We start from the raw sequence: 22395 nt of genomic DNA on the forward strand, positions 1-22395 counted from the left end.
GCACGCCGGGCCGGGCGGTCGTACGGTGGAGGGAGTGCGGGGGCGGACGGAGGAGGTAGGTCATGCCCGGTTCACTCACCATCGGCCACCACGAGGCGGCCGTCGCCCTGGACCACACCGACGCCAAGCGGCTCGCCACCGTGCTGGAGGAACTCGCGTACCTGCTGGAGATCCCGGGGCCGAACCGGATCAACGACGCGCAGCTCGGCGCCCTCTGCGAGGGCCGGACTCCCGACCGGGCGGAACTGTCCCACTGGTCGCGGGCGCTCGCCGCGGAGCTGAAGGGCCGGCTGTAACGGCGGACGCACCGGACCGCGTACCCGGCCCGCCGTACGATGGCGCGCGGGGCGGGTGGTCCGCGCGCGTCCCCCGGGCGACGGGGTGGCCGGCGGCCGGTCCGGCGGGGCTGGGCGGGGGTTCGGACGTGGTGGAGCGGTACGGGGCGGGGCCGATGTCGTGGCTGACGGTGGAGACGCCGCTGCCGAGCGGCCCGCTGCACGTGGCGGTGACGCCGCAGGGGGTGGCGGCGATCGGCTACCTCGGGAACCCCGGCGAACTGCCGCGCTGCGCCGACGACACGAAGATCGCCGCGGTCACCGACCGGGTCGGCGAGTACCTGGCGGGCCGGCGCCGTGAGCTGGACCTGCCGATCGACTGGAGCCTGAGCACCGGGCCGCACCGGGCCGTGCTGCAGACGCTGTTCCGCGAGGTGCCGTACGGGCGGACCATCACGTACGGCGAACTGGCCTCCCGGAGCGGGGTGTTCGGCGGTGTCGAGGAGCCCGGGCTGGCGGCCCGGACGGTCGGGCAGATGATGGCGGCCAACCCCGTCGCGATGCTGGTGCCCTGCCACCGGGTGGTGGCGGCGGACGGGATCGGCGGCTTCGGCGGTGGCCGGGTCGGGATCGACGTGAAGCGCTGGCTGCTCACCCTGGAGGGCGTGCTGGAGCCGACGCTGGACTGGAACGGGCCGCTCTGAAGGGGTGGGCGGCCCGCTCCGGAGCGGTCAGTGCACCAGCTGGACCTCGGGGTGCCCGGCCGGGGCGACGGACGGCAGCGCGGACGGCAGGGCGGGCGGCGGGGCGAACGGCGACTGGCGCGGCAGCACCGGCTGGACGCCGGAGACCAGCGTGTACTCGACGCTCGCCGGATCCACGGTCCACTCGGTGTCCGGGCGTTCGCCGAGCGCCAGCTGCACCGCGTTCCAGGGCAGGTTGAGGCCGCAGAGGCCCAGCTGGTGCAGGCCGCCGGAGGGTCGGGTGTTGACGTCGATGACCACCGGTTCGCCGTGCAGGTGGCGGAACTGCACGTTGGAGAGGAACGCCATCCCGGTCGCCTCGACCAGGCGGCGGGCGGGTTCGAGGTACCGGGGCGCGGTGGTGAAGGTGCGGCGGCGCCGGTGCTTGCTGCGGCCCACGGCGGCCAGCAGGGTGCCGTCGAGGTCGGCGAGGCAGTCCACCGATATCTCGGGGCCGTCCAGGTAGGGCATGACCAGCAGGTCGGCGGGCTCGCCGGGGTTCTCCCGCGCGGCGTCGGTCAGCGCGGCGGCCACCTGGTCGACCTGGACCCGGCTGTCCCAGCCGGCCAGCCGGTGCAGGCCGAACGGTTCCCGGGTGAGCATCCGGAAGCCCTCGCCGCCGGCGCCGGAGGCGGGCTTCAGGCAGGCGGTGAGGCCGGCCGACTCGATCCGGTCGACGGCGGTGACCAGGTCCTCGGCGGTGCGGACCAGCCACCAGGGCGGGGTGGGGAGCCCGGCGTCGGCGATCGCCGCGTAGCCGTCCGCCTTGCTCGCGAAGGCCGCGATGGCCGCGGCGGGCGGGCAGGCGAGGGAGGTGCCGACCGCCTCGAACTCGTGGCGGTGCAGGGATATCGCCAGCTGGTGCAGGCGGGGCAGGAAGACGTCGACGGAGTGGCGGGCGCAGTAGTCGAGCGCGAAGGCGACGTAGGCGTCCGGGGTGAGGTCGGCGGGTTCCAGACCGGCGTGGTCGGCCGCGGCGAGGACCGGGGAGTCGGGGTCGAGGTGGGTGGCGTGGATTCGGACCGGACGCGGTGCGGCGCGCAACTGTTCGATGAAGAACACGTTCTCGGCGTACGTGCGGTTGAGCCAGACAGTGACGGGGGCGCTCATCAGGCCTCCCAGGGCAGGGGTGAACGAGGGGAGGGCATCCGGTGCGGCCGCGCTCGTCAACTGGCCCCGTGACCCTTGAAGTGGCACCTTAGCGGCCCCTTGCGTCGGCGTGAACGCGGGGTGGGTCCGGCGTGCGCGGCCCGGGAGGCGAACCGGAGGGTCGTGTTCCGAAAGTCGCTGGATCACTTGCTCGAATTAATATCGATCAGACATTCTATTCGTACTATTTTTTCGGTTATCCCGACCACTCGAAAGAGTGATTGCGGATGCCCTCCGAACGGCCCCACCATGAGGGGTGCAAGATGTCACCTCATCGGGCACGGGTATGCGAAGGGCTCCCACATGTCGACCGAAACCAACACCGGTATTCCCGCACCGGGCGGCGCACCGCAGACCCGGGAGCAGCAGAGCCTGGCCACGGTGGCGGCGCGGAACCTCGCGACCACCACCAAGTCCGCGCCGCAGATGCAGGGGATCAGCCCGCGCTGGCTGCTCAGGACGCTGCCGTGGGTCGAGGTCTCGGGCGGCACCTACCGGGTGAACCGGCGGCTGCGCCACACCGTCGGGCGCGGCCGGGTCGGCCTCGACCGGACCGGCCCCGCGGTGCGGGTCGTCCCGCCGACGCTGCGCGAGCTGCCCGTGCTGCGTGGTTTCGAGGACGACGCCGTGCTGGAGGAACTGGCCGGGCGCTTCGTCCAACGCGAGTTCTCCGCCGGTGAGGTCCTGGTCGCGGCGGGCGCGCCGATCGACGAGGTCTTCATCATCGCGTACGGCAAGCTCAACCGGATCGGAACGGGCAAATACGGCGAGGAGGCGGTGGTCGGCACCGTGGCCGACGGCGACCACCTGGGCGACGAGGTGCTCAAGCAGGAGGGCGGCACCTGGACGTACACGGTGCGGGCGGCGACGGCCGGCACCGTCCTCGCGCTCTCCTGGCCCGCCTTCCAGGAGCTCGCGGACCGCTCCGAGGCGCTCCAGCTGCAGGTCATGGAGTACCTCGCCGGGTTCCAGGCGCCGCAGAACAAGCACGGCGAGGCGGCCATCGGCCTCTCCGCCGGCCACCACGGCGAGTACGAGCTGCCCGGCGCCTTCGTGGACTACGAGCTCAGGCCGCGCGAGTACGAGCTCAGCGTCGCGCAGACCGTGCTCAAGGTGCACACCCGGGTCGCCGACCTCTACAACCAGCCGATGAACCAGACCGAGCACCAGCTCCGGCTGACCATCGAGGCGCTGCGCGAGCGCCAGGAGCACGAGCTGGTCAACAACCCGGAGTTCGGCCTGCTCAACAACGCCGACCACGAGCAGCGGATCCAGACCCACTCCGGCCCGCCCACCCCGGACGACATGGACGAGCTGCTGAGCCGCCGCCGCGGCACCAAGCTGTTCCTGGCCCACCCGCGGGCCATCGCCGCCTTCGGCCGCGAGTGCAACCGGCGCGGCCTCTACCCGGACACCGTCGAGGTCCAGGGCCGGCAGGTGTTCGGCTGGCGCGGCGTGCCGGTCTTCCCGTGCGACAAGATCCCGATCGTCGGCGGGAACACCAGCTCGATCCTCGCCATGCGCACCGGCGAGGACAACCAGGGCGTCGTGGGTCTGCACCAGACCGGAATTCCCGATGAATACGAGCCGGCCCTCTCGGTCCGATTCATGGGAATCAGTGAGAAGGCCATCATTTCCTATCTCGTGAGCGCCTACTACTCCGCCGCCATTCTGGTGCCGGACGCCGTCGGCGTCCTGGAGAACGTCGACCTCTCGCACCACCAGGGCTGACCGGGGCCGGCGAACCGCGTCGCCCGGCCGGGGCACCCGTGTCCGGCCGGGCGACGCCGTCCGCTGCACCGGCACGTCGCACCACCAAGGGGGAGGACCCATGGGAATGTTCACGCTGGAGCGCGACCACCGGGAGGGGCACGAGGCCGAGGACGTCCTCGCCCGCGCCCGCGGCCTGGTCGATCCGGTCCTGCGCGCCGCCGTCGACTCGCTGCCCGGCACCATGCGCCGGGTCGCGGGCTACCACTTCGGCTGGTGGGAGGCGGACGGTTCGCCGGCCGCCGCACCCTCCGGGAAGGCCATCCGGCCGGCCCTGGTGCTGGCCGCCGCCCAGGCCCTCGGCGGCAGCCCGGCCTCGGCCACCGCCGCCGCGGCGGCCGTCGAGCTGGTGCACAACTTCACGCTGCTGCACGACGACATCATCGACCGGGACGAGACCAGGCGGCACCGCCCCACCGCGTGGCGGGTGTTCGGCACCACCGAGGCGATCCTCGCCGGCGACGCCATGCACGCGCTGGCGCTGCGCCTGCTCGCCGAGGACGGCCACCCGGCCGCGACCGACGCCGTCCGCCGGCTGGCCGACTGCGTGGTGGAGCTCTGCGAGGGGCAGCAGATCGACTGCGCCTTCGAGCAGCGCAGTGACGTTTCGCTGGCCGAGTGCCTGGCGATGGCCGAGGCCAAGACCGGTGCGCTGCTCGGCGCGGCCTGCGCGATGGGGGCCCGGTACGCGGGCGGCTCGGAGACGGCCGCCCGGGCGATGGACGGCTTCGGCCGGGAGATCGGCCTGGCGTTCCAGCTGATCGACGACCTGATCGGCATCTGGGGCGACCCGTCGGTCACCGGGAAGCCGGTCGGCGCGGACCTCGTCGCCCGGAAGAAGTCGCTGCCGGTGGTGGCGGCGCTGAGCTCCGGGACACCCGACGGTGCCCGACTGGCCGAGCTGTACGGGCTGGAGCGGACGCTGACCGCCGAGGAACTGGCGAGCTGCGCGGCTGCCGTCGAGGGCGCCGGAGGGCGGGCCTGGGCCCAGGGCGAGTCCTGCGAGCGGATGGCCGCGGCGCTGGCGCAGCTGGCCGTCGCGGTGCCCGAGCCGTCGGCCGCCGACGAACTGCTCGCCCTCGCCGAGCTGGTCACCCGCCGCAGTCACTGAGGCGTCCGCCGCCCGGCCGTGGGGGGTGGGACGGCCGCCCCACCCCCCACGGCCGCGCCCGCCGGTCGGCTGCCGCTCCGCTGCGGGCCCGTTCCGGGGCCGTGCGTCGCCGTTTGGTCCGGGGCCGCAGCTCCGCTCGGCAGGCCCTGCCCAGCGGTCCTGTGCGGCGGTGGCTCTGCTCGGCGGTCCCGCTCAGGGCCGCGCGGCCAGCAGCCGCTGCTCCTTCGCGGGCTCGATGCCGTGCACGATTCGGCCGCGCTTGCGTCCGTCGGCCTCGGTGTCGCCGGCCGGCCCGCGCTCCTGCAGCCAGGTCCAGGTGTCCCGCGCGGTCTCGGCGAACGGGCGGCAGCGCAGCCCGGCGGCCTCCGCCCGGGTGGTGTCGGCGAGCCAGATGCCGGCCATGGTGGGCAGACCGGGCGCCCAGAGGGGGAGTTCGCTCCACGGCTGGACGCTGTCCGGCCCCTCGGCCAGCAGCGGCGCGTCCTCGACCCAGACCAACTCGGCCCCGGCCCCGATACCGGGCCCGTCGCCGTCGCCGCCCGCCCCCACCGCCGCGATGCAGCCCGTCAGGAATTCCCGGTAGGTCAGCCGGCCGGGCGGCGCCGTGGTGACGTAGCGGCCCGCCGTGCCCGCCGTCACCAGGTCGAGCCCGAACACCGCGAAGTCCCGGACGTCGATCAACTGCACCGTCCGCTCCGGGTCCCCCGGTGCCAGCACCCGGCCGCCCCGGGCCATCCGCTCCAGCCACCACGGGAGCCGGCCGCCGCGCTCGTGCGGGCCGATCAGCAGTCCGCTGTTGAGGATCGTGGTGTGCTCGGCCCCGAACTGTTCCAGCACCGCGCGTTCGCAGCCGGCCTTGAGCGCGGTGCTGAACTCCTGGCCGGGCGGGGTGTCGGCCGGGCAGGGGTGGAGGGCCGAGGACTCGTCGATCACTTGGGCCGGCCAGTCCGCGAAGGCGTGGACGGAGGAGACCAGGACGTAGTGGCCGGCGCGTCCGCGCAGCAACCGCGCGGAGAGCGCGGCCTGGGCGGGCTGCTGGGCCGAGGTGTCGACCACGGTGTCCCAGCGCCGGTCCTCGACCAGCCGCGCCAGGTCGTCGGCCGAGTCGCGGTCGCCGCGGACGACCTCGACGCCGGGCAGGTCGCCGCCGGAGCGGCCCCGGTTGAACGTGGTGACCGCGTGGCCGCGTGCGAGGGCTTCGGAGGCGAACGCCCGCCCCAGGAAGGACGAGCCGCCGAGCAGGAGGATCTTCATACCGGCAAGCCTGTCCCGGGGAGGGTCCTCGGTATGCCGTCGTTCGCGCTGGGCGGAGCCCGCCCGCGCCGGAAGCAGCCGGGATGCTGATCGTCCGGGGGCCGCATAGCATCCCACCTGTACCGAAATGCCCGAATCGGTTCGCCGGGCCCAGGCCCCGAGGAGACGCCGCCATGACCGAGCCCGAGCTGGAGGCCCTGGCCGCCGACGCCTACGTCTACGGCTACCCGATGGTCGCCGGCCTCACGATGGTCGAGCGGTTCGTCCAGGGCGGCACGGGCGTCCTCCCGGCGACCCCGTACAACCACTTCGGTCACGCCACCCGGCTGGCCGGCCCGGACGACGAATTCGTCTCGGTCAACAACGACACCGTCTACTCGGTCGCCCAGCTCGACCTCTCCGAGGGCCCGCAGATCCTGCGGCTGCCGGACACCGCCGGGGCGTACCACGTCCTGCAGTTCGTCGACGCGTGGACCGACAACTTCGCCTACCTGGGCCGCCGCGCCACCGGCACCGGGGCCCAGACCTGGCTGGTCGTCCCGCCCGACTGGCACGGCACCCCGACCGATCCGGACCGGGTGATCGTCTCGCCGACCACCGTGGCCACGATCGTCGGCAGGTTCGCCTGCACCGGCCCGGACGACCTCCCCCGGGTCCGGGCCCTCCAGGACGGGCTGACCCTCGAACCGCTGGAGCCGGGCGGCCTCTCCGCCGGGCTGCCCGCACCCGACCCGGAGGTGCCCGAGCGGCTCGCCTTCTTCGAGCGGCTCCGGGTCTGGATGGCGGCCTTCCCGCCCGCGGAGACCGACCGGACGTACGAACAGCGGTTCGCGCCGCTCGGCCTGCTCGACACGGGCACCTCGCCGTACCGGGCCGCGGCCCCCGACTGGACGCTCGCCCTGGCGAAGGGGCTGGCCGCCGGCCGGGAGCGGGTCGAGGACGCGACCCGCCCGCCCGAGGACCACCCGGCCGGCGAGTGGCGGGCGGCGCTGCACCTGTTCGACTACAACGTCGACTTCCTCGGCCCGGGCACCCTCGACGACCCCGAGTGGCGCATCCCCGACCGCCGCGCCGCCTACCTCAGCCGGGCCGCCGCCGCCCGTGCCGGCCTCTGGGGCAACCACGCCTACGAGGCGCTGTACGCGATGACGTCCGACGACGCCGACGGCCGCCCGCTCACCGGCGCCCACCACTACACGCTGCGGTTCGACCGGCCGCCGCCCGCCGACGCCTTCTGGTCCGTCACCATGTACGGGGTCCCCGAGTACTACCTGGTCGACAACCCGGCCGACCGCTACTCGATCGGCGACCGCACCCCCGGCCTGGTGCACGGCCCGGACGGCTCGCTGACGCTCCATCTCCGGCACGACCGGCCCGCGGACCCGGCCGAGGCGGCGAACTGGCTGCCCACGCCCGAGGGCGGCTTCCGGCCGACGATCCGCATCTACCAGCCGCAGCCGGCGGCACTGGACGGCACCTACCGGCTGCCGCCGATCCGCCGCCGGTAGCGGTTCCGGGCGCGAGGGGAGTCGGGGATGGGTGACGCCGTCGGCGGGATGCTGGCCTCCGCCGTGGGCATCGCGATCAGTCCGATGCCGCTGATCGCGGTGATCCTGATGCTGGCCACCCCCAGGGGCCGGAGCAACGGGACGGCGTTCGCGGCCGGCTGGGTGGTGGCGCTGGCGGCGGTGGTCACCGTGGTCGTGTCGGCGGGGTCGGGGCTGTCCGCCGGCTCGGACCGGCCGTCCTGGGCCTGGTGGCTCAAGCTGGCCCTCGGGACGCTGTTCCTCCTGCTGGGGTTCAGGCAGTGGCGGGCCCGGCCGCGCGAGGGCCACGTGCACGGGCCACCGGCCTGGATGGAGGCGGTGGACCGGTTCACCCCTGTGAAGGCGGCCGGGCTCGCCGCGGCGCTGGTGGCGCTCAACCCGAAGAACCTGGTGCTGGCCGTCGGTGGCGCGGTCTCGATCGCGACCGCCACCGCCTCGGGCGCCGGCAAGGCCTGCGCCGCCGCGCTGATGGTGCTGATCGGCTCGCTCTGCACGCTGGTGCCACTGGGGGTGTACCTGTTCGGCGGGGACCGGGCGGCCAGGATCCTGGGGGAGTGGAAGGCGTGGATGGCCGCGCACAACGCGGCGATCATGACGGTGCTGCTGGTCGTCCTCGGTGCCACGTACGTCGGTGACGCCCTCACGGGCCTCACCTCCTGACGGGCCACCGCCGCTGCTCCGCCCTACCGGCCCCGTCGCCGGTCCCGGCCCGCTCCCGTCCCCCTCAGGTTCAGTGCGGCGAGGGGCTTCCGGACGCCGTGCCCGCCGTGCCCGCCGAGGTCGCCGAGGTCGCCGAGGTCGCCGAGGTCGCCGGCTCAGACGGTGCACCCGGTGCGGACGAGGCGGACGGGGAAGCGGTCGGCGGAGCACTCGGCGAGGCCTCGCCCGTCGGTGTCGCCCCGGCCGGCCCGGTCGGGGTGGCCGACGGTGTGCCCGTGGCGGGGCCGGTCGCCGAGGGTGCCGGGCTGCCCGGCCCGTTCGAGGGCGTGCCGGAGGGCGTGCCGGACGGCGAAGGCCCGCCGGTGGGGGCCGGGTCCGTGCCCGGGCCGGTCGCCGGGTCGGTGCCGCCCGGCCCGGCCGGCACCGGGGTGGCACCGCCGCGGTGCTGCGGCCCGCCCTCCAGGGTGACGACGGCCTGCGAGGGCGGTAGCGCGATCCGGGCGGTCCAGCGGGTGCTCGGGGCGAGGCCGTCGTCGACGGAGACGATCACGGTGATCCGCTGCCCCGGCGCGAGCGTGCCGGAGTCGCGGCTGAGCCGGAGCCAGGCGACGTCGACGTCGGCGTGCCAGCGGATCTCGGTGGTGCCGGAGTTGGTGAGGGTGAGCACCGTGCGGTTGCCGTACTCGCCCGCGTCGACCGTGAGCAGGCCGCCGGTCGGGGACGGGGCCTGCGCGGCGGACCCGGCGTCCGGGGTGGGCCCGGCGATCGTGGCCGGCCCGACGGCGGGGGCCGGCGCGGCGACCAGCGTCGGGCTGCCGAGCGGGGTCGCCCCGTGGCCCGGTACCGGAACCAGCGGGCCCTGGATCCCCGGGAGCAACGTTTCTGCACTCAGCGGCCCGGCACCCGCCAGCTCCATCCCGGCCACCGCGGCGCCCGCCGCCCCGGCCGCCTCCGGCACGCCCGCCGGTCCGCCCGGCTGCCCGGGCCCCGCCGACGGACCGCCCGGCCGGCGGCTGCCCGACCGTGCGTCCTCCTCGACCCGGACCGACGAGACCGACGCCGCGGCCCCGGGCCCGTCGCCGCCGCGGTGCCCGGCCCAGAGCGCGACCACCGGCGCCGCCAGCACGGCGGCCAGTACCCCCGTGGTCACCACCCGGCGGCGCACCGTCGGCCCCCGGCCGGTGTCCGGTGCGCGGTGGCGCGGGAACCCGCCCTGGTCGAACCGGAGGCCCGGTTCGGTCACCGGCACCGGACCCCCCGCCCGGCGGCCGGCCGGCCGCCGGGCCGGCTGCGGCAGGAAGACCACGGACCCCGCCGGGGCGCCCGTCGCCACGGGCGCGGCCAGCACCGGGAGCCCGGACAGTCCGGCGGCCCCCTCCGGCACCTCGCCCGCGACCCGCTCCGCCGTCCCCCGGCAGGTCGGACAGGCCACCACGTGCTGCACCAGCTCCCGGCGGAGCGCCGGGCCGAGCACCCAGTCCCGCCAGCTCTCCGCCCCCGCCCCGCCGAGCCGGTCGAGTTCGGGGCAGCTGCCGACGCCGAGCACCAGCAGGGCCGCCCTGGTCCGGTCGACCTCGGCCCGGGCGGAGTCCAGCAGCGTCCGGACGGTGTCGAACGGCAGACCCAGCACGGCCGCCACCTCGATGGGGCTCAGCCGGTGGCGCACCGACAACTCCAGGGCCTCGCGCTGCTCGGGGTCGGTGCCGGCGGCCTCGGGCCAGGCCAGCGAGGCCAACTCGCGCCGGCGCCGCCCGGCCTCCTCGTCCGCGGTGGCCGAACCCCCGACGCCGGACCCTCCGCCCGCCGCAGCCCCGCCCGCCGAAGTCCCGCCCGCAGACCCCTCGACCGCCGGGGCGTCGTAGGGCCCGGGCACGCCCGGCCCGTCCGCCAGCCGCCGCAGGCAGCAGTACCGCGCCAGCGAGTACAGCCAGGCCCGCACCAGGCCGGGCTCGGCGAGCCGCGCGCCGTGCCGCACCGCCAGCTCGCGCACCTCGCGCAGGGCGGCGCCGGCCGCCCGGTGCTCGCACAGCACCGAGAGGCAGTAGGTGAAGAGTCCGTCCACCTGGCGGTCGTACGCCGCGAGGACGGGGTCGCGCGGTCGTTCCGTACTCGTTGTCACCCGTCCGACGGTAGAGACGCCACCCGGTCGGCCCGCGCCGTTTCGCCCGGTTGTACTTCTTTCGGGTAACAACATCGCCCGTTCGTGGACCGGCTGCCCCGCCCGGACCCCGCCCGGACCCCGCCCGGACCCCGCCCGGACCCCACCCGGACCCCACCCGAGCCCCACCCGAGCCCCACCCGGGCCTCGTCGCCCCGGTCGTCATCGCCGCCGCTGCCGCCCCGCGTTGTCGGACCCAGGCGCTACGGTGACCGCATGGCTGCCCGTACCAAGACCACCGCCAAGCCGCGCCCGGCGTACCGCTGCACCGAGTGCGGCAACCAGCTGCCCAAGTGGGTGGGCCGCTGCCCGGAGTGCAACGCCTGGGGCACGGTCGAGGAGTACGGCGCGGTGCCGGTCCGGACGACGGCCGCGGGGCCGGTCAGCTCGCCCGCCCGTCCCATCGCCCAGGTGGACGGCCAGGTGGCGACGGCCCGCTCCACCGGCGTGTCCGAGCTGGACCGGGTGCTCGGGGGCGGCCTGGTCCCCGGCGCCGTGGTGCTGCTGGCCGGCGAGCCCGGTGTCGGCAAGTCCACCCTGCTGCTGGACGTCGCCGCCAAGGCGGCCTCCGCGCAGCACCGCACGCTCTACGTCACCGGCGAGGAGTCGGCCGGCCAGGTCAGGCTCCGCGCCGACCGGATCAACGCACTCTCCGAGCACCTCTACCTGGCCGCGGAGTCCGACCTCGGGGCCGTCCTCGGGCACATCGAGGCGGTCAACCCGGGCCTGCTGGTCCTGGACTCGGTGCAGACCATCGCCTCGGCCGAGCTGGACGGGGCCCCCGGCGGGCCGGCCCAGGTCCGTGAGGTGGCGGGCGCGCTGATCCGGGCCTCCAAGGACCGCGGGATGGCCACCCTGCTGGTCGGCCACGTCACCAAGGACGGCCAGATCGCCGGCCCCCGCCTGCTGGAGCACCTGGTGGACGTGGTGCTGAGCTTCGAGGGCGACCGGCACGCCCGGCTCCGGATCATCCGCGGGATCAAGAACCGGTACGGCGCGACCGACGAGGTCGGCTGCTTCGAGCTGCACGACGAGGGCATCGAGGGTCTGGCCGATCCGTCCGGTCTCTTCCTGACCAGGCGCGACAAGCCCGTCCCGGGCACCTGCCTGACCGTCACGCTGGAGGGCAAGCGCCCGCTGGTCGCCGAGGTGCAGGCGCTGATGGTGGATTCGCAGATCCCCTCGCCCCGCCGGACGACCTCCGGTCTGGAGTCGCCCCGGATCGCGATGATCCTGGCCGTGGTGGAGCGTCACGGCGGGGTGAAGCTCGGCAAGCAGGACATCTACACCGCCACCGTCGGCGGGGTGAAGCTCTCGGAGCCCTCGGCGGACCTCGCGATCGCGCTCGCCGTGGCCAGCTCCTCCTCCGACACCCCGCTCCCCAGCAACCTGGTGGCGATCGGCGAGGTCGGCCTGGCCGGTGAGGTCCGGCGGGTGACGGGCGTGCAGCGGAGGCTGGCCGAGGCGCACCGGCTGGGCTTCACCCACGCGCTGGTCCCGTCGGACCCGGGCAAGGTCCCGCCGGGCATGAAGGTGGTCGAGGTGGCGGACATCGGCGAGGCGCTGCAGGCGATCCCGGGCCGCCGCCGGGCCGCCGCCAAGCCGAAGGGTGAGGCTCCGTCGGCCCCGCCGGCCCCGCGCGCGGCCCGGGTGGCGGCCTATCCGGAGGAGGTCATGGAGGGGTGGGAACCGCTCGACTCCGACGAACTGCACTGACCCAAGCCCTGTCGTTGCCGCACGCAGTTAGACTTCCCCTTGTCTCATTGGTGATAAGGCAGTACTAAGCGACAGAGCAACAGACCGCAGGGCCGGCGCACCGCGCGAGGCGCGCGGTACGGGGCGACCGGAGGAGTCACGTGGCAGCCAGCGACCGGGCGGACAAGTCCTCCCGCGAGGAGGCCCTGCTACGGGCCTCCCTCACCGCCATCGCTCCCGGAACGGCGCTGCGCGACGGCCTGGAGCGGGTGCTGCGGGCCAACACCGGCGGTCTGATCGTGCTCGGTTTCGACAAGACCGTCGAGCCGATCTGTACGGGCGGCTTCGTGCTGGACGTCGAGTTCACCGCGACGCGCCTGCGCGAGCTGTGCAAGCTCGACGGTGCCGTGGTGCTCGACAAGGACATCACCAAGATCGTCCGGGCCGGTGTCCACCTGATGCCGGACTCCACCATCCCGACCGACGAGACCGGGACCAGGCACCGCACCGCGGAGCGGGTCAACCGGCAGACCGGTTTCCCGGTGGTCGCCGTCTCGCACTCGATGCGGCTGATCGCCATGTACGTCAACGGCACCCGGCGGGTCCTGGAGGACTCGACCACCGTCCTCTCCCGCGCCAACCAGGCGCTGGCCACCCTGGAACGCTACAAGCTGCGCCTGGACGAGGTGGCCGGCACGCTCTCCGCGCTGGAGATCGAGGACCTGGTGACGGTCCGGGACGTCACCGCCGTGGCCCAGCGGCTGGAGATGGTCCGGCTGATCGCCACCGAGATCGCGGGCTACGTGCTGGAGCTCGGCATCGACGGCCGCCTGCTCTCGCTCCAGCTGGACGAGCTGATCGCGGGCGTGGAGCCGGAGCGCGAGCTGGTCGCCCGGGACTACTTCCCGGAGCGTGCGGCCAAGAAGGGCCGGACGGTCACCGACGTGCTGGCCGACCTGGAGGCGCTGACCCACGCCGAGCTGCTGGACCTGCAGACGGTCGCCAAGGCGCTCGGCTACTCGGGCACGCCGGAGTCGCTGGACTCGGCGGTCTCGCCGCGCGGCTACCGGCTGCTGGCCAAGATCCCGCGCCTGCCCAACACGGTGATAGAGCGGCTGGTGGAGCACTTCGGCGGGCTGCAGAAGCTGCTGGCCGCCAGCATCGACGATCTGCAGACGGTCGAGGGCGTCGGCGAGACCAGGGCCCGCTCGGTCCGCGAGGGCCTCTCCCGGCTCGCCGAATCGTCCATCCTGGAGCGCTACGTCTGACCGGTCCGGTCCGGACACGCAGGAGCCCCCGACCGTCCGCGGCCGGGGGCTCCTGCGTGTCGTCCGCAGGGCGGGTGACCGCCGGTCAGTTCTCCAGGCGGATCGAGGAACGGGCCGAGGCCTGGCCGCCGGAGAGGCCGGTGAGGTCGGCGACGACCAGGTAGTTGCCGGCCGGCGCGGGGGCCGGGTCGGCGGTGGCGCACTGCGGCTTGCTGCGGCCGCGGTCCCAGGTGAAGGTCTCGGTCAGGCCGTTGTTGGCCGGGAGCTGCACCCAGTTGCTGTTGCGGTCGGCGGGGCAGTCGCCGGAGGACCAGATGCGCTCGCCGTTGCTGGCGGTGACGGTGATCGCCGAGGCGGTCCGGCCGAGGTCCACCCGGCAGTTGGTGCCCGAGGAGTTGGTGACGGTGAGCGCCAGCCGCGGCTTGTCCTTGGGCTGGTAGGCGTTCTGGGCGCTGGACAGGCCGAGCGTCACCTGCGAGGAGGCGCAGACCGGCAGCGCCATGACCTCGGGGGTGTTCACCGGGGGAGGGCCGCCGTTGCCGCCGCCGGTCCCGCCCGCGGCTCCGCCGGTCCCGCCGCTGCCGCCGGTTCCTCCGGCCGCGCCGCCGCCCGTCGCGCCGCCGCCCGTCGCCGTACCGCCGGTGGCGGGTGCGGGGTTGGGCGCGCCGCCGGTCGTGCCGCCGGTGCTGAGGCTGGCGTCGCCGCCGCCTCCGCCGCCCACCGCGCCGCCGGTCGCACCACCCGTGGCGGTGCCTCCGCTTCCGCTGCCGGGGCGCGAGTTGTTCGCCGGTCCGCTGGGCGAGGCGCCCGGCGTGATCGCCTGGGCAGGGCTCTGGGACTGGGTCGGCGCGGCCTGCGCGGTCTTGTCCTTCGAGCCGTCGTCACCGCCGCCCTGATCGGACATCAGCCAGATGACGAGGGCGGCGACCGCGACGACGGCGATGAGCACGACGATGCGCCGACGCCAGTAGATCGAGGCCGGCAGCGGTCCTACGGGTTGACGCAGAGAGGGCACGCCCAAACTCTACGAGACAGTGTGTGCCCCCTGACGCACCAACACCGCACACTCACCCCTTCCTTCACATGATCCGCCATTTGCGCCGTTCGGGGGAGGCTGAATGGGGGGTTTTGCGGCCCGATCCGGAATCCCGTGATCCACTTCGGTTGCCGTCGCGGGCGTGGGAGGATCGAGGGGCCATGGCTGCCAACACCGTCACCCCCGTCGTCCCCGTCGTCCCCGCGCCCGCGTCCGCCGCCGGGGGGCCGAAGCTCGCCCTGCCGCTCCCCGTGCTGCACACGACCGTCCTCGACTGGTACGAGGCCAACGCCCGGGACCTCCCCTGGCGGACCCCGGACGCCTCGCCCTGGGCCGTGATGGTCAGCGAGTTCATGCTCCAGCAGACCCCGGTGAAGCGCGTGCTGCCCGTCTGGGAGACCTGGATGGAACGCTGGCCGACCCCGGCGGACCTGGCCGCCGAGGCGCCGGGCGAGGCCGTCCGGCTCTGGGGCCGGCTGGGCTACCCGCGCCGCGCGCTGCGCCTGCACGCGGCCGCGGTGGCGATCACCACGGAGCACGGCGGTGAGGTCCCGGACGACCACGCGACCCTCCTGTCGCTGCCCGGGGTCGGCGAGTACACGGCGGCGGCGGTGGCCTCGTTCGCCTTCCGCCAGCGGCACGTGGTGCTGGACACCAACGTCCGCCGGGTGTTCGCCCGGGCGGTGACCGGCGTGGAGTACCCGGCGCAGGCCACCACGGCGGCCGAACGGCGGACCGCCACGGCGCTGCTGCCCGACGCCGCCGCGACGGCCGCGACCTGGGCGGTCGGCGTGATGGAGCTGGGCGCCCTGGTCTGCACGGCCCGCGGCCCGGAGTGCGGCGACTGCCCGCTGTTCACCGTCTGTGCCTGGCAACGGGCTGGCTGCCCGCCCTACGAGGGCCCGGCCCGGCGGGGCCAGACGTACGAGGGGACCGATCGGCAGGTGCGCGGCAAGCTGCTCGCGGTGCTGCGGGACGCCCACGACACGGTGCCGCAGGCCCTGCTGGACGCCGTCTGGCCGGATGCGGTGCAGCGGGCCCGCGCCCTGGACGGGCTGGTCGCCGACGGCCTGGTCGAGCCGGTCGAGCAGGGCGTCTACCGGCTTCCCCGGTAGCCCGGGCCGACCGGAGGTCCCGACGGGCGGTCCCGGCCCGGCGGCTCACGCCGGCAACCCCGCCGACCTGTGGCCCCTGAGCCCCCTGGGCCCCTGAAACCCGAAGCGCCGTGGCGCAGGCCCGGCCCGGCCCGGCCCGGACAGGCCGGAGGCCCCCGCTCCGTGGAGCGGGGGCCTCCGGCGGCCGGGCGTCAGATCGCGACGGCCGCGGCGTCGGACCCCTTGGCGGCCGCGGCGTCCTCGGCCGGCGGTCCGCCGGCGCCGCGCAGCGGCACCTCGCGCATGAAGACCGCGGCGGCGACCGCGATCACGGCGACACCCGCCCCCCAAAGGAAGACGGTGTGCATGCCGTTGGCCACCGCGTGGTGGTAGGCGTCCTGCACCGGCTCGGGCAGGGCCCGGAGCGCGGCCGGGCTGAGCTGCGACGGGTCGCCCTGCGAGCCGCCGGCACCGGCCGCCGAACCGAGCCGCTCCGTCATGGTCTCGGTGACCCGGCTGTTGAACAGCGCGCCGAACAGCGCCACACCGAACGAGCCGCCGATGGTGCGGAACAGCGTGGCGGTGGAGCTGGCCACACCCATGTCCTTGAGCTCGACACTGTTCTGCGCGACCAGCATGGTGATCTGCATCAGGAAGCCCATACCGGCCCCGAGCACGACCATCCAGCAGGCGGAGGCGAAGTTCGAGGTGTCGGTGGAGAGGGTGGAGAGCAGCACCATGCCGACGGTCATCACGATCGTGCCGATGATCGGGTAGATCCGGTACTTGCCGGTCTTGGTGACGGCCTGGCCGACGACCAGCGAGACCACCAGCATGCCGAACATCATCGGCATCAGCAGCAGGCCGGAGTTGGTGGCCGAGGCTCCCTGGACGGTCTGCTGGTAGAGCGGCAGGAAGACCGTCGCGCCGAACATCACGAAGCCGACCACGAAGCCGATCACCGAGACCAGCGTGAAGTTCAGGTTCTTGAACAGCGAGAGCGGCAGCATCGGCTCCTCGACCCGCTGCTCGACGTAGCAGAAGCCGATCAGCGTGGCCGCCGCCAGCGCGGCCAGGCCGAGGATCTCCTTCGAGCCCCAGGTGTACTCCTGGCCGCCCCAGGTGGTGATCAGGGTCAGTGCGGTGATGCCGGTGGTGAGCAGCAGCGCACCGAGGTAGTCGATCCTGGCCTTGCTGCGGACCTTCGGCAGCTTCAGCGTCACCACGACGACGGCGAGGGCGACCGCGCCGAGCGGCAGGTTGATGTAGAAGGTCCAGCGCCAGTTCAGGTGGTCCGTGATGAAGCCGCCGACCAGCGGACCGCCGATGGTGGCGAGGGCCATCACCGCGGCGAACATGCCCTGGTACTTGCCCCGGTCACGGGGCGGGACGAGCGCGCCCATGATCGACATCACGCCGACCATCAGACCGCCGGCGCCGAGGCCCTGGAGCGCGCGGAATCCGATCAGCTCGGTCATGTCCTGGGAGAGGCCGGAGAGGGCCGAGCCCGCCAGGAAGATCACGATCGAGATGAGGAAGGTGCCCTTGCGGCCGTAGAGGTCGCCGAGCTTGCCCCAGATCGGGGTGGAGGCGGCGGTGGCCAGGGTGTACGAGGTGACCACCCACGAGAGGTGCTCGGCGCCGCCGAGCTCACCGACGATGGTCGGCATCGCGGTTCCGACGATCAGGCCGTCGAGCATGGCGAGCAGCATGGTGACCACCAGGCCGATCATGACCAGGCGGATCTCGCGGGGGGAACGGGGCTGTTCTTCCTCGGCCGGTTTCTGTTCCGGTGACGGGGTGTCGGCCTTGGGTTGTGACATGGGGGTGCGGTCTCCCGGACTGGGTGGGGCGGGGCGTGGCTGACGGGAGCCCGGCGCGTCGGACGACCGGCCCGGCTCCTCGGCGTCTACTTACTTGACGCCCGGCTAGTTTACGGATCGACGGCACGGTAGGTTGTGTACTAGCCGGTCGTCAAGCCAGTTTTTCCGTGAACTGCCCGGGCAGGGAGAATGAGTCCGGAACGGGGCGCCGAACGCGGCGCCCGTCGGCAACGCCGCGGCCGCCGCAGGTCGTCAGCACCGGACATCGACGCAGTCAGAGGCAGGCCATGGGCACGACGCACAGCCCCCGTAGCGACACCCGGGCCCGCATCGTCGCGGTCGCCCTGGAGCTCTTCTCCGAGCACGGCTACGAACGCACCTCGCTGCGGGAGATCGCCGACCGGCTCGGTGTCACCAAGGCCGCCCTCTACTACCACTTCAAGACCAAGGAGGACATCGTCCATGGCATCGTGGCCGCCACGGCCGTGCCGATCGACGAGCTCATCGCCTGGGGTCGCGAGCAGGAGTGGTCGCCGGAGGTGCGGGACGAGCTCATCCGCCGGTTCGCGGCCGGGATGTCCGAGCGGGCGCCGCTGCTCCGCTTCTTCCAGGAGAACCAGCCCGCGCTGCGGGACCTGCCGGCCGGTCGGGAGTTCAGGGAGCGGATGATCGCGCTGGTCCGGCTGGTGCACGGTCCGGGGGCGAGCTTCGCGGACCGGCTGCGCGCGATGATGTCGCTGTTCACCATCAACTCGGCGCTCTTCCTGCTCCACCAGGACAAGCGGCCCGAGGAGCGGACGGCGGCCGGTGAGGTCACCATCGGGGAGCCCACCCCGGAGGAGGCGATGGCGGCCGCGCAGTACGTCGCGCTGGAGATCGGCCGGACGATCGGCCACGCCGCGCCGGGGAACTGAACGACCGTCGGCCCGGCACCGGAGCGGTGCCGGGCCGACGCCGCAGTGGTGCGGAGACCGGGCCCGGGCGGCGCCGTGGGGCGCCGTGGGGCCGCGGGCCGGAACGGGCTCAGAACCCGGTGACCCCGTGCCCCGCGAGGTAGGCGATCGGGTTGACCACGGCGCCGTAGCGGTTGCTGGAGCGGATCTCGAAGTGCAGGTGCGGCCCGGTCGAGTTGCCGGTGTTCCCGGAGCGGCCGATCTGCTCCCCGGCCGAGACCCGGTCGCCCGCCGACACCGAGACGGCCGACATGTGCGCGTACTGGGCGTACCGGCCGTCCGCCAGCCGCAGCACGACCTCCTTGCCGTACGCGCCGTCCCAGCCGGCCGACACGACGGTGGCCTTGCCGACCGCGAGCAGCGGGGTGCCCGGGGGGACCGCGAAGTCGACCCCGGTGTGGTAGCCGGCCGCGTACTCGGGGTTGCGCACGCCGTACGGGTTGCTGGTCGGGGCGCCCGGGACGGGGGCGGACCACTCCGGGGCGGGGGCGGGGGCGGGGGCGGGAGCCGGCGCAGGCTCGGGCTCGGGGGCCGGTGCGGGGGCGGGGGCGGGCTCGGGAGCCGGCTCGGGGGCGGGCTCGGCCGGTGCCTGGTCGGCCGACGGCGCCGGGGCGGCCGGCTCGGGGGCCAGCAGGTTCACCGCCACGGCCACGAGCTCCTGGGCCGAGTCGTGGTCGTGCGACAGCTTGTACTCGCTGGGACCGGCCACCTGGACCAGGGCCGGGGTCTGCGCCGCCCCCTGCGGGACGGTGAAGGCCGAGCTGCCGGGGGTGGTGGGGGTGACCGTCTGCGCCGAGGCGTTGCCGGGGGAGGCGACCAGCAGGGCGCCGGCCAGTATGACCGCGCTGGCGGCGGCGGCACTGGTGGCCCGGTTGCGGTCGGTCCGCAGCAGCGGGGCGACGGTGACGTGGTTCCGGTCGTTTCGCAGCGGCGAGGCGGCGGCGAGCCGGCGAAGGGCCGGCCCCAGGGGCGGGACAGGGGGCATCGGAGCTCAACCTCACGGACGTACGGGGGCAGCACGCTGAGCCCGGTCGGGCGGGCTGAGCAGGGACCACTCAGGTGTAACCGTCACCGAGCGGAGTCCCAAACGGTGTGACGTACTACGGCGTGTAGTCAGTGTTGCGCCGGAGATTCAAACCGACGGAGTAACGATCATGAGATCGGATGGTCTGTTCATGGCCCCACGTGCTCGGCCGTCCGTCCGGCCGTCCTACTACTCCCGCTCGTACCGGCCGGTGGCGCTGTGACCAGCACCACCCGCGGGCCGAGTTTGAAGCAGGGCGAATCGGGTCGAAACCAACGAATCCGGCCCGCCCCCGCAGGTGCGGGGACGGGCCGGACGGATGGTTCAACGGCGCCTGGTCACAGGCTGATCACCACTGCTCGGTGGATCAGTTGTCGACCGGGCGGACGCGGATCCAGGTCTCCAGGTAGTTCGAGGACTCGTTCTCGACCTCGATGCTGGTACCGGTCTTCGGGACCTTGACGCTGCTGTACTTGTTCTCCTCCGACCAGTAGGACTTCAGGTCGGAGAACTCGTCGACACCCTTGGCCTTCGGGTAGACCGTCGGGACGCCGGCCTTGTGCAGGGTCAGACCGTCCACGCGGCGCGAGCCGAAGGTCGAGTCGTAGCCCTGGACGCGCGGGCGCTGCAGGGTGCCGTCCGACCACTTGAGCGGGGTCGGGTGCGAGTCGATCGGGAGGATCAGGCCCTCGCCCGGGTGGTTGGTGACGTTGTTGTCGCTCTGCGACTCGTCCCAGTACCAGAGCAGCAGACCGGGCTGGTAGGCGTAGTGCTCGACCCAGTTCGGCTTGCTGTTGGCGAAGCCGAAGTTGTACGGGCCGGTCTTCAGGGTCTTGTCGTACGAGACGTACTGGCGGTTCTCGGCGATGTAGTACTGGGCGTACTCGTTCGAGAACTTGCCGCTGATGCGGGAGAAGCCCTTCGCGGCCCAGCCGTTGTCACCGTTCTCGGCACCGTCGGTGAAGACGGTGGCGCCGTCGGCGGTGACCGCGATCTCGTCCAGGGCCAGGCCCTTGAGGTGCAGGCCACCGTCGGTGGTGTAGTGGAAGCGGACCTTGACGGCCTTGCCGGCGTAGGCGTTCAGCGGGAAGGAGAGGTCGCCCCACTTGCCACCGGAGGTGCCCGTCAGACCGGCCTTCTCGGCCGGGTTCTTCGGGATGGCGACACCGTTGAAGGTGCCGTCCAGGGCCGCCCAGTTGGCACCACCGTCGGTGGAGACCTCGGCGTAGCCGTAGTCGAAGTCCTGCTCGATGTCGTACCAGGCCTTGGCCGTCAGCGTGGCCGAGGTCTTGCCGGTGAGGTCGACGTCACGGGTCAGCGAGACGTTGAGGTCGTCCGCGCTGCCGCTCCACCACTCGTTGGCACCCGCGAACGGGGTGTTGATCTCGGTGGTGACGGTCTTCTTCGGCAGGTCGACGACGAGCGCCTGCGGCAGGTTGGAGTTGTACTCCGCCGGGCCGATGTGGTGGGTCGACTCGGTGCCGGCCTTGGCCTTCTCGAACTTCAGCCAGCCGAGCTTCAGCTTGCTCCAGGCGTCGAGGTCGTTCGGCTTGTCGCCGATCGAGTCCTTGCCCTCGCCCAGCCAGGAACCGGAGGACATCAGCGACCAGAAGCCGACCGAGTTGTCGATCCCGCTGCCCGAGGTGTCGTACAGGTCGGGCAGACCGAGGTCGTGGCCGTACTCGTGGGCGAAGACACCGAGGCCGCCGTTCTCGGGCTGCATGGTGTAGTCGCCGATCCAGATGCCGGTGCCGCCGACCGGGGTACCGCCGAGCTTGTTGTCGCTCGGGCCGGTGGAGCCCGCCTGGGTGCCGTAGACGTACGAGCGGTGGGCCCAGAGCGCGTCGGTGCCCTGCTTGCCGCCGCCCGCCGACTGGTCCTCACCGGCGTGCACGATCTGGAAGTGGTCGATGTAACCGTCGGGCTCGTTGAAGTTGCCGTCGTGGTCGAAGTCGTACCGGTCCCACTGGTCGTACTGCGCGATGGTCGCCTTGATCTGAGCGTCCGTCTGGCCCTTGGCCTTCTGGTCGGCGACCCAGGAGGTGATGCCGTCGCGGATCAGGTCCTGCGCGTTGTTGCAGACGTGCTGGCCGCAGTAGTCCGAGCCGTAACGGGCCTCGTTCCACGGCACCTTCACCCAGTCGGTGACCTGGCCGTCGACCGAGTAGCGGCCCGAGGACTGCTTCTCGTAGTACGTCTTCAGCGAGTCCTGGGTCTTGCTGAAGTACAGGTCCTGGAAGTGCTGCTGGTTGTAGTCGGCCTGCCACGCGGTCGAGTTGTTGGTGGCGGGGTCCGGCTTCTGGATCTGGTTGCGCTGCGGGCCGGGGGTGCCGCCGTACTTCAGCTTGCCGTCCGGCGTCGTGGTGGTGTTGTCCACCTGGTCGCTGAACTCGACCAGAATGGTGAAGATCTTGTCCGTGCGCTCGCGGGAGAGCTCGACGTACTTGTCCTTGCCCAGCTTGATGCTGGTGCCCCCGCCGTGCTGCTCGATCTTGGCGGTGCCGGCGAGCAGCTGCTCGGTGGCGGCCTTCTGCTCGGCCTCGACCTTCTCGGTCAGCGGGCCCGGGAAGTTGTGTTCAGTGCTCTGAACAGCCTCGGCCGGGTCCTTCGGCACGGGGGCGGAGCCGGCGGCAACGGCCGTGCTCGGGAGCAGTCCCGCGCCGAGCGCGGCTATGACTGCCGCGGCCGAGGCGACTGCAGCGGCTTTCCTGGTCATCTTCAACGTTGTGACGTCCTCCCCAAACCGGTCCGGCTCTTGGCCTTCCGGTAAACCAATGAAAGACAGGTGGAGGTCATTTGATCCAAGCGTGGACGGAAAAGATAGACCTTGACCGT

At 73.4% G+C, this 22395-nt stretch carries 17 protein-coding genes; 10 read left to right on the forward strand and 7 right to left on the reverse strand.

The window, feature by feature from the left end; genetic code table 11:
- The first annotated feature begins 62 nt into the window (after window positions 1-62).
- The gene (locus tag PUR56_RS30890; RefSeq protein WP_329885586.1) at window positions 63-296 is read left to right on the forward strand and encodes a hypothetical protein; all 234 of its coding nucleotides are present in this window, start codon (window positions 63-65) and stop codon (window positions 294-296) included.
- Between the two features lie 155 nt (window positions 297-451).
- Window positions 452-979: a methylated-DNA--[protein]-cysteine S-methyltransferase gene (locus PUR56_RS30895; protein WP_329951395.1), complete on the forward strand. Its 528-nt coding sequence runs from the start codon at window positions 452-454 to the stop codon at window positions 977-979.
- A gap of 27 nt (window positions 980-1006) precedes the next feature.
- Here the strand turns inward: PUR56_RS30895 and PUR56_RS30900 are convergent, their stop codons facing one another.
- Window positions 1007-2128 (reverse strand): ATP-grasp domain-containing protein, encoded by a 1122-nt coding sequence (locus PUR56_RS30900; RefSeq protein WP_329951396.1) that lies wholly within the window; start codon window positions 2126-2128, stop codon window positions 1007-1009.
- A 342-nt stretch (window positions 2129-2470) separates the two neighbouring features.
- Between PUR56_RS30900 and PUR56_RS30905 the strand changes: the two genes are divergently transcribed.
- Entirely contained in the window at window positions 2471-3898 is a 1428-nt protein-coding gene (locus tag PUR56_RS30905; protein ID WP_329951397.1) for a family 2B encapsulin nanocompartment shell protein, read from the forward strand.
- A 100-nt stretch (window positions 3899-3998) separates the two neighbouring features.
- Window positions 3999-5048, forward strand: a complete 1050-nt coding sequence (locus PUR56_RS30910) for a family 2 encapsulin nanocompartment cargo protein polyprenyl transferase (RefSeq protein WP_329951398.1) — start codon at window positions 3999-4001, stop codon at window positions 5046-5048.
- A gap of 192 nt (window positions 5049-5240) precedes the next feature.
- On the opposite strand, the gene PUR56_RS30915 is transcribed toward PUR56_RS30910, so the two are convergent.
- Complete coding sequence (locus PUR56_RS30915) at window positions 5241-6302, reverse strand: NAD-dependent epimerase/dehydratase family protein (RefSeq protein ID WP_329951399.1); 1062 nt, start codon at window positions 6300-6302, stop codon at window positions 5241-5243.
- A gap of 173 nt (window positions 6303-6475) precedes the next feature.
- Between PUR56_RS30915 and PUR56_RS30920 the strand changes: the two genes are divergently transcribed.
- Together PUR56_RS30920 and PUR56_RS30925 are read left to right on the forward strand one after the other, a co-directional pair.
- Window positions 6476-7810 carry a DUF1254 domain-containing protein gene (locus PUR56_RS30920; RefSeq protein WP_329951400.1) on the forward strand — a complete coding sequence of 445 codons (1335 nt, stop codon included), beginning with the start codon at window positions 6476-6478 and terminating at the stop codon, window positions 7808-7810.
- Window positions 7811-7837: 27 nt separating this feature from the next.
- Entirely contained in the window at window positions 7838-8509 is a 672-nt protein-coding gene (locus PUR56_RS30925) for a GAP family protein (RefSeq protein WP_329951401.1), read from the forward strand.
- A 70-nt stretch (window positions 8510-8579) separates the two neighbouring features.
- Here PUR56_RS30925 and PUR56_RS30930 read toward each other — a convergent pair whose 3' ends face one another.
- Window positions 8580-10628: a BACON domain-containing protein gene (locus PUR56_RS30930; RefSeq protein ID WP_329951402.1), complete on the reverse strand. Its 2049-nt coding sequence runs from the start codon at window positions 10626-10628 to the stop codon at window positions 8580-8582.
- Window positions 10629-10883: 255 nt separating this feature from the next.
- On the opposite strand from PUR56_RS30930, the gene radA reads away from it, so the two are divergent.
- Together radA and disA are read left to right on the forward strand one after the other, a co-directional pair.
- A complete protein-coding gene (gene radA, locus PUR56_RS30935; RefSeq protein WP_329951403.1) occupies window positions 10884-12383 on the forward strand; it encodes a DNA repair protein RadA in 1500 nt (499 codons plus the stop codon).
- Between the two features lie 140 nt (window positions 12384-12523).
- Complete coding sequence (gene disA / locus PUR56_RS30940) at window positions 12524-13630, forward strand: DNA integrity scanning diadenylate cyclase DisA (RefSeq protein ID WP_329951404.1); 1107 nt, start codon at window positions 12524-12526, stop codon at window positions 13628-13630.
- Between the two features lie 85 nt (window positions 13631-13715).
- Here disA and PUR56_RS30945 read toward each other — a convergent pair whose 3' ends face one another.
- On the reverse strand, window positions 13716-14645 hold the full coding sequence (locus tag PUR56_RS30945; RefSeq protein ID WP_329951405.1) for a hypothetical protein: 930 nt from the start codon (window positions 14643-14645) through the stop codon (window positions 13716-13718).
- Window positions 14646-14827: 182 nt separating this feature from the next.
- Here PUR56_RS30945 and PUR56_RS30950 point away from each other — a divergent pair, with 182 nt between their 5' ends.
- On the forward strand, window positions 14828-15781 hold the full coding sequence (locus PUR56_RS30950) for an A/G-specific adenine glycosylase (RefSeq protein WP_329951406.1): 954 nt from the start codon (window positions 14828-14830) through the stop codon (window positions 15779-15781).
- 191 nt (window positions 15782-15972) lie between these two features.
- Here the strand turns inward: PUR56_RS30950 and PUR56_RS30955 are convergent, their stop codons facing one another.
- Entirely contained in the window at window positions 15973-17583 is a 1611-nt protein-coding gene (locus PUR56_RS30955) for an MDR family MFS transporter (RefSeq protein ID WP_329951407.1), read from the reverse strand.
- Between the two features lie 287 nt (window positions 17584-17870).
- Here PUR56_RS30955 and PUR56_RS30960 point away from each other — a divergent pair, with 287 nt between their 5' ends.
- The gene (locus PUR56_RS30960; protein WP_329951408.1) at window positions 17871-18497 is read left to right on the forward strand and encodes a TetR/AcrR family transcriptional regulator; all 627 of its coding nucleotides are present in this window, start codon (window positions 17871-17873) and stop codon (window positions 18495-18497) included.
- A gap of 109 nt (window positions 18498-18606) precedes the next feature.
- On the opposite strand, the gene PUR56_RS30965 is transcribed toward PUR56_RS30960, so the two are convergent.
- Entirely contained in the window at window positions 18607-19521 is a 915-nt protein-coding gene (locus tag PUR56_RS30965; protein ID WP_329951409.1) for a M23 family metallopeptidase, read from the reverse strand.
- 406 nt (window positions 19522-19927) lie between these two features.
- Window positions 19928-22276 (reverse strand): immune inhibitor A domain-containing protein, encoded by a 2349-nt coding sequence (locus PUR56_RS30970; RefSeq protein ID WP_329951410.1) that lies wholly within the window; start codon window positions 22274-22276, stop codon window positions 19928-19930.
- Window positions 22277-22395 lie beyond the last annotated feature (119 nt).

This window comes from Streptomyces sp. BE303, assembly GCF_036290945.1.
Taxonomy (GTDB): Bacteria; Actinomycetota; Actinomycetes; order Streptomycetales; family Streptomycetaceae; genus Kitasatospora.

Bases quoted from the DNA above. Each gene is read 5' to 3' on its own strand.
- PUR56_RS30890 (WP_329885586.1), top strand. From the start codon at position 63: ATGCCCGGTTCACTCACCATCGGCCACCACGAGGCGGCCGTCGCCCTG.
- PUR56_RS30895 (WP_329951395.1), top strand. From the start codon at position 452: ATGTCGTGGCTGACGGTGGAGACGCCGCTGCCGAGCGGCCCGCTGCAC.
- PUR56_RS30900 (WP_329951396.1), bottom strand. From the start codon at position 2,128: ATGAGCGCCCCCGTCACTGTCTGGCTCAACCGCACGTACGCCGAGAAC.
- PUR56_RS30905 (WP_329951397.1), top strand. From the start codon at position 2,471: ATGTCGACCGAAACCAACACCGGTATTCCCGCACCGGGCGGCGCACCG.
- PUR56_RS30910 (WP_329951398.1), top strand. From the start codon at position 3,999: ATGGGAATGTTCACGCTGGAGCGCGACCACCGGGAGGGGCACGAGGCC.
- PUR56_RS30915 (WP_329951399.1), bottom strand. From the start codon at position 6,302: ATGAAGATCCTCCTGCTCGGCGGCTCGTCCTTCCTGGGGCGGGCGTTC.
- PUR56_RS30920 (WP_329951400.1), top strand. From the start codon at position 6,476: ATGACCGAGCCCGAGCTGGAGGCCCTGGCCGCCGACGCCTACGTCTAC.
- PUR56_RS30925 (WP_329951401.1), top strand. From the start codon at position 7,838: ATGGGTGACGCCGTCGGCGGGATGCTGGCCTCCGCCGTGGGCATCGCG.
- radA (WP_329951403.1), top strand. From the start codon at position 10,884: ATGGCTGCCCGTACCAAGACCACCGCCAAGCCGCGCCCGGCGTACCGC.
- PUR56_RS30950 (WP_329951406.1), top strand. From the start codon at position 14,828: ATGGCTGCCAACACCGTCACCCCCGTCGTCCCCGTCGTCCCCGCGCCC.
- PUR56_RS30955 (WP_329951407.1), bottom strand. From the start codon at position 17,583: ATGTCACAACCCAAGGCCGACACCCCGTCACCGGAACAGAAACCGGCC.
- PUR56_RS30960 (WP_329951408.1), top strand. From the start codon at position 17,871: ATGGGCACGACGCACAGCCCCCGTAGCGACACCCGGGCCCGCATCGTC.
- PUR56_RS30965 (WP_329951409.1), bottom strand. From the start codon at position 19,521: ATGCCCCCTGTCCCGCCCCTGGGGCCGGCCCTTCGCCGGCTCGCCGCC.
- PUR56_RS30970 (WP_329951410.1), bottom strand. From the start codon at position 22,276: ATGACCAGGAAAGCCGCTGCAGTCGCCTCGGCCGCGGCAGTCATAGCC.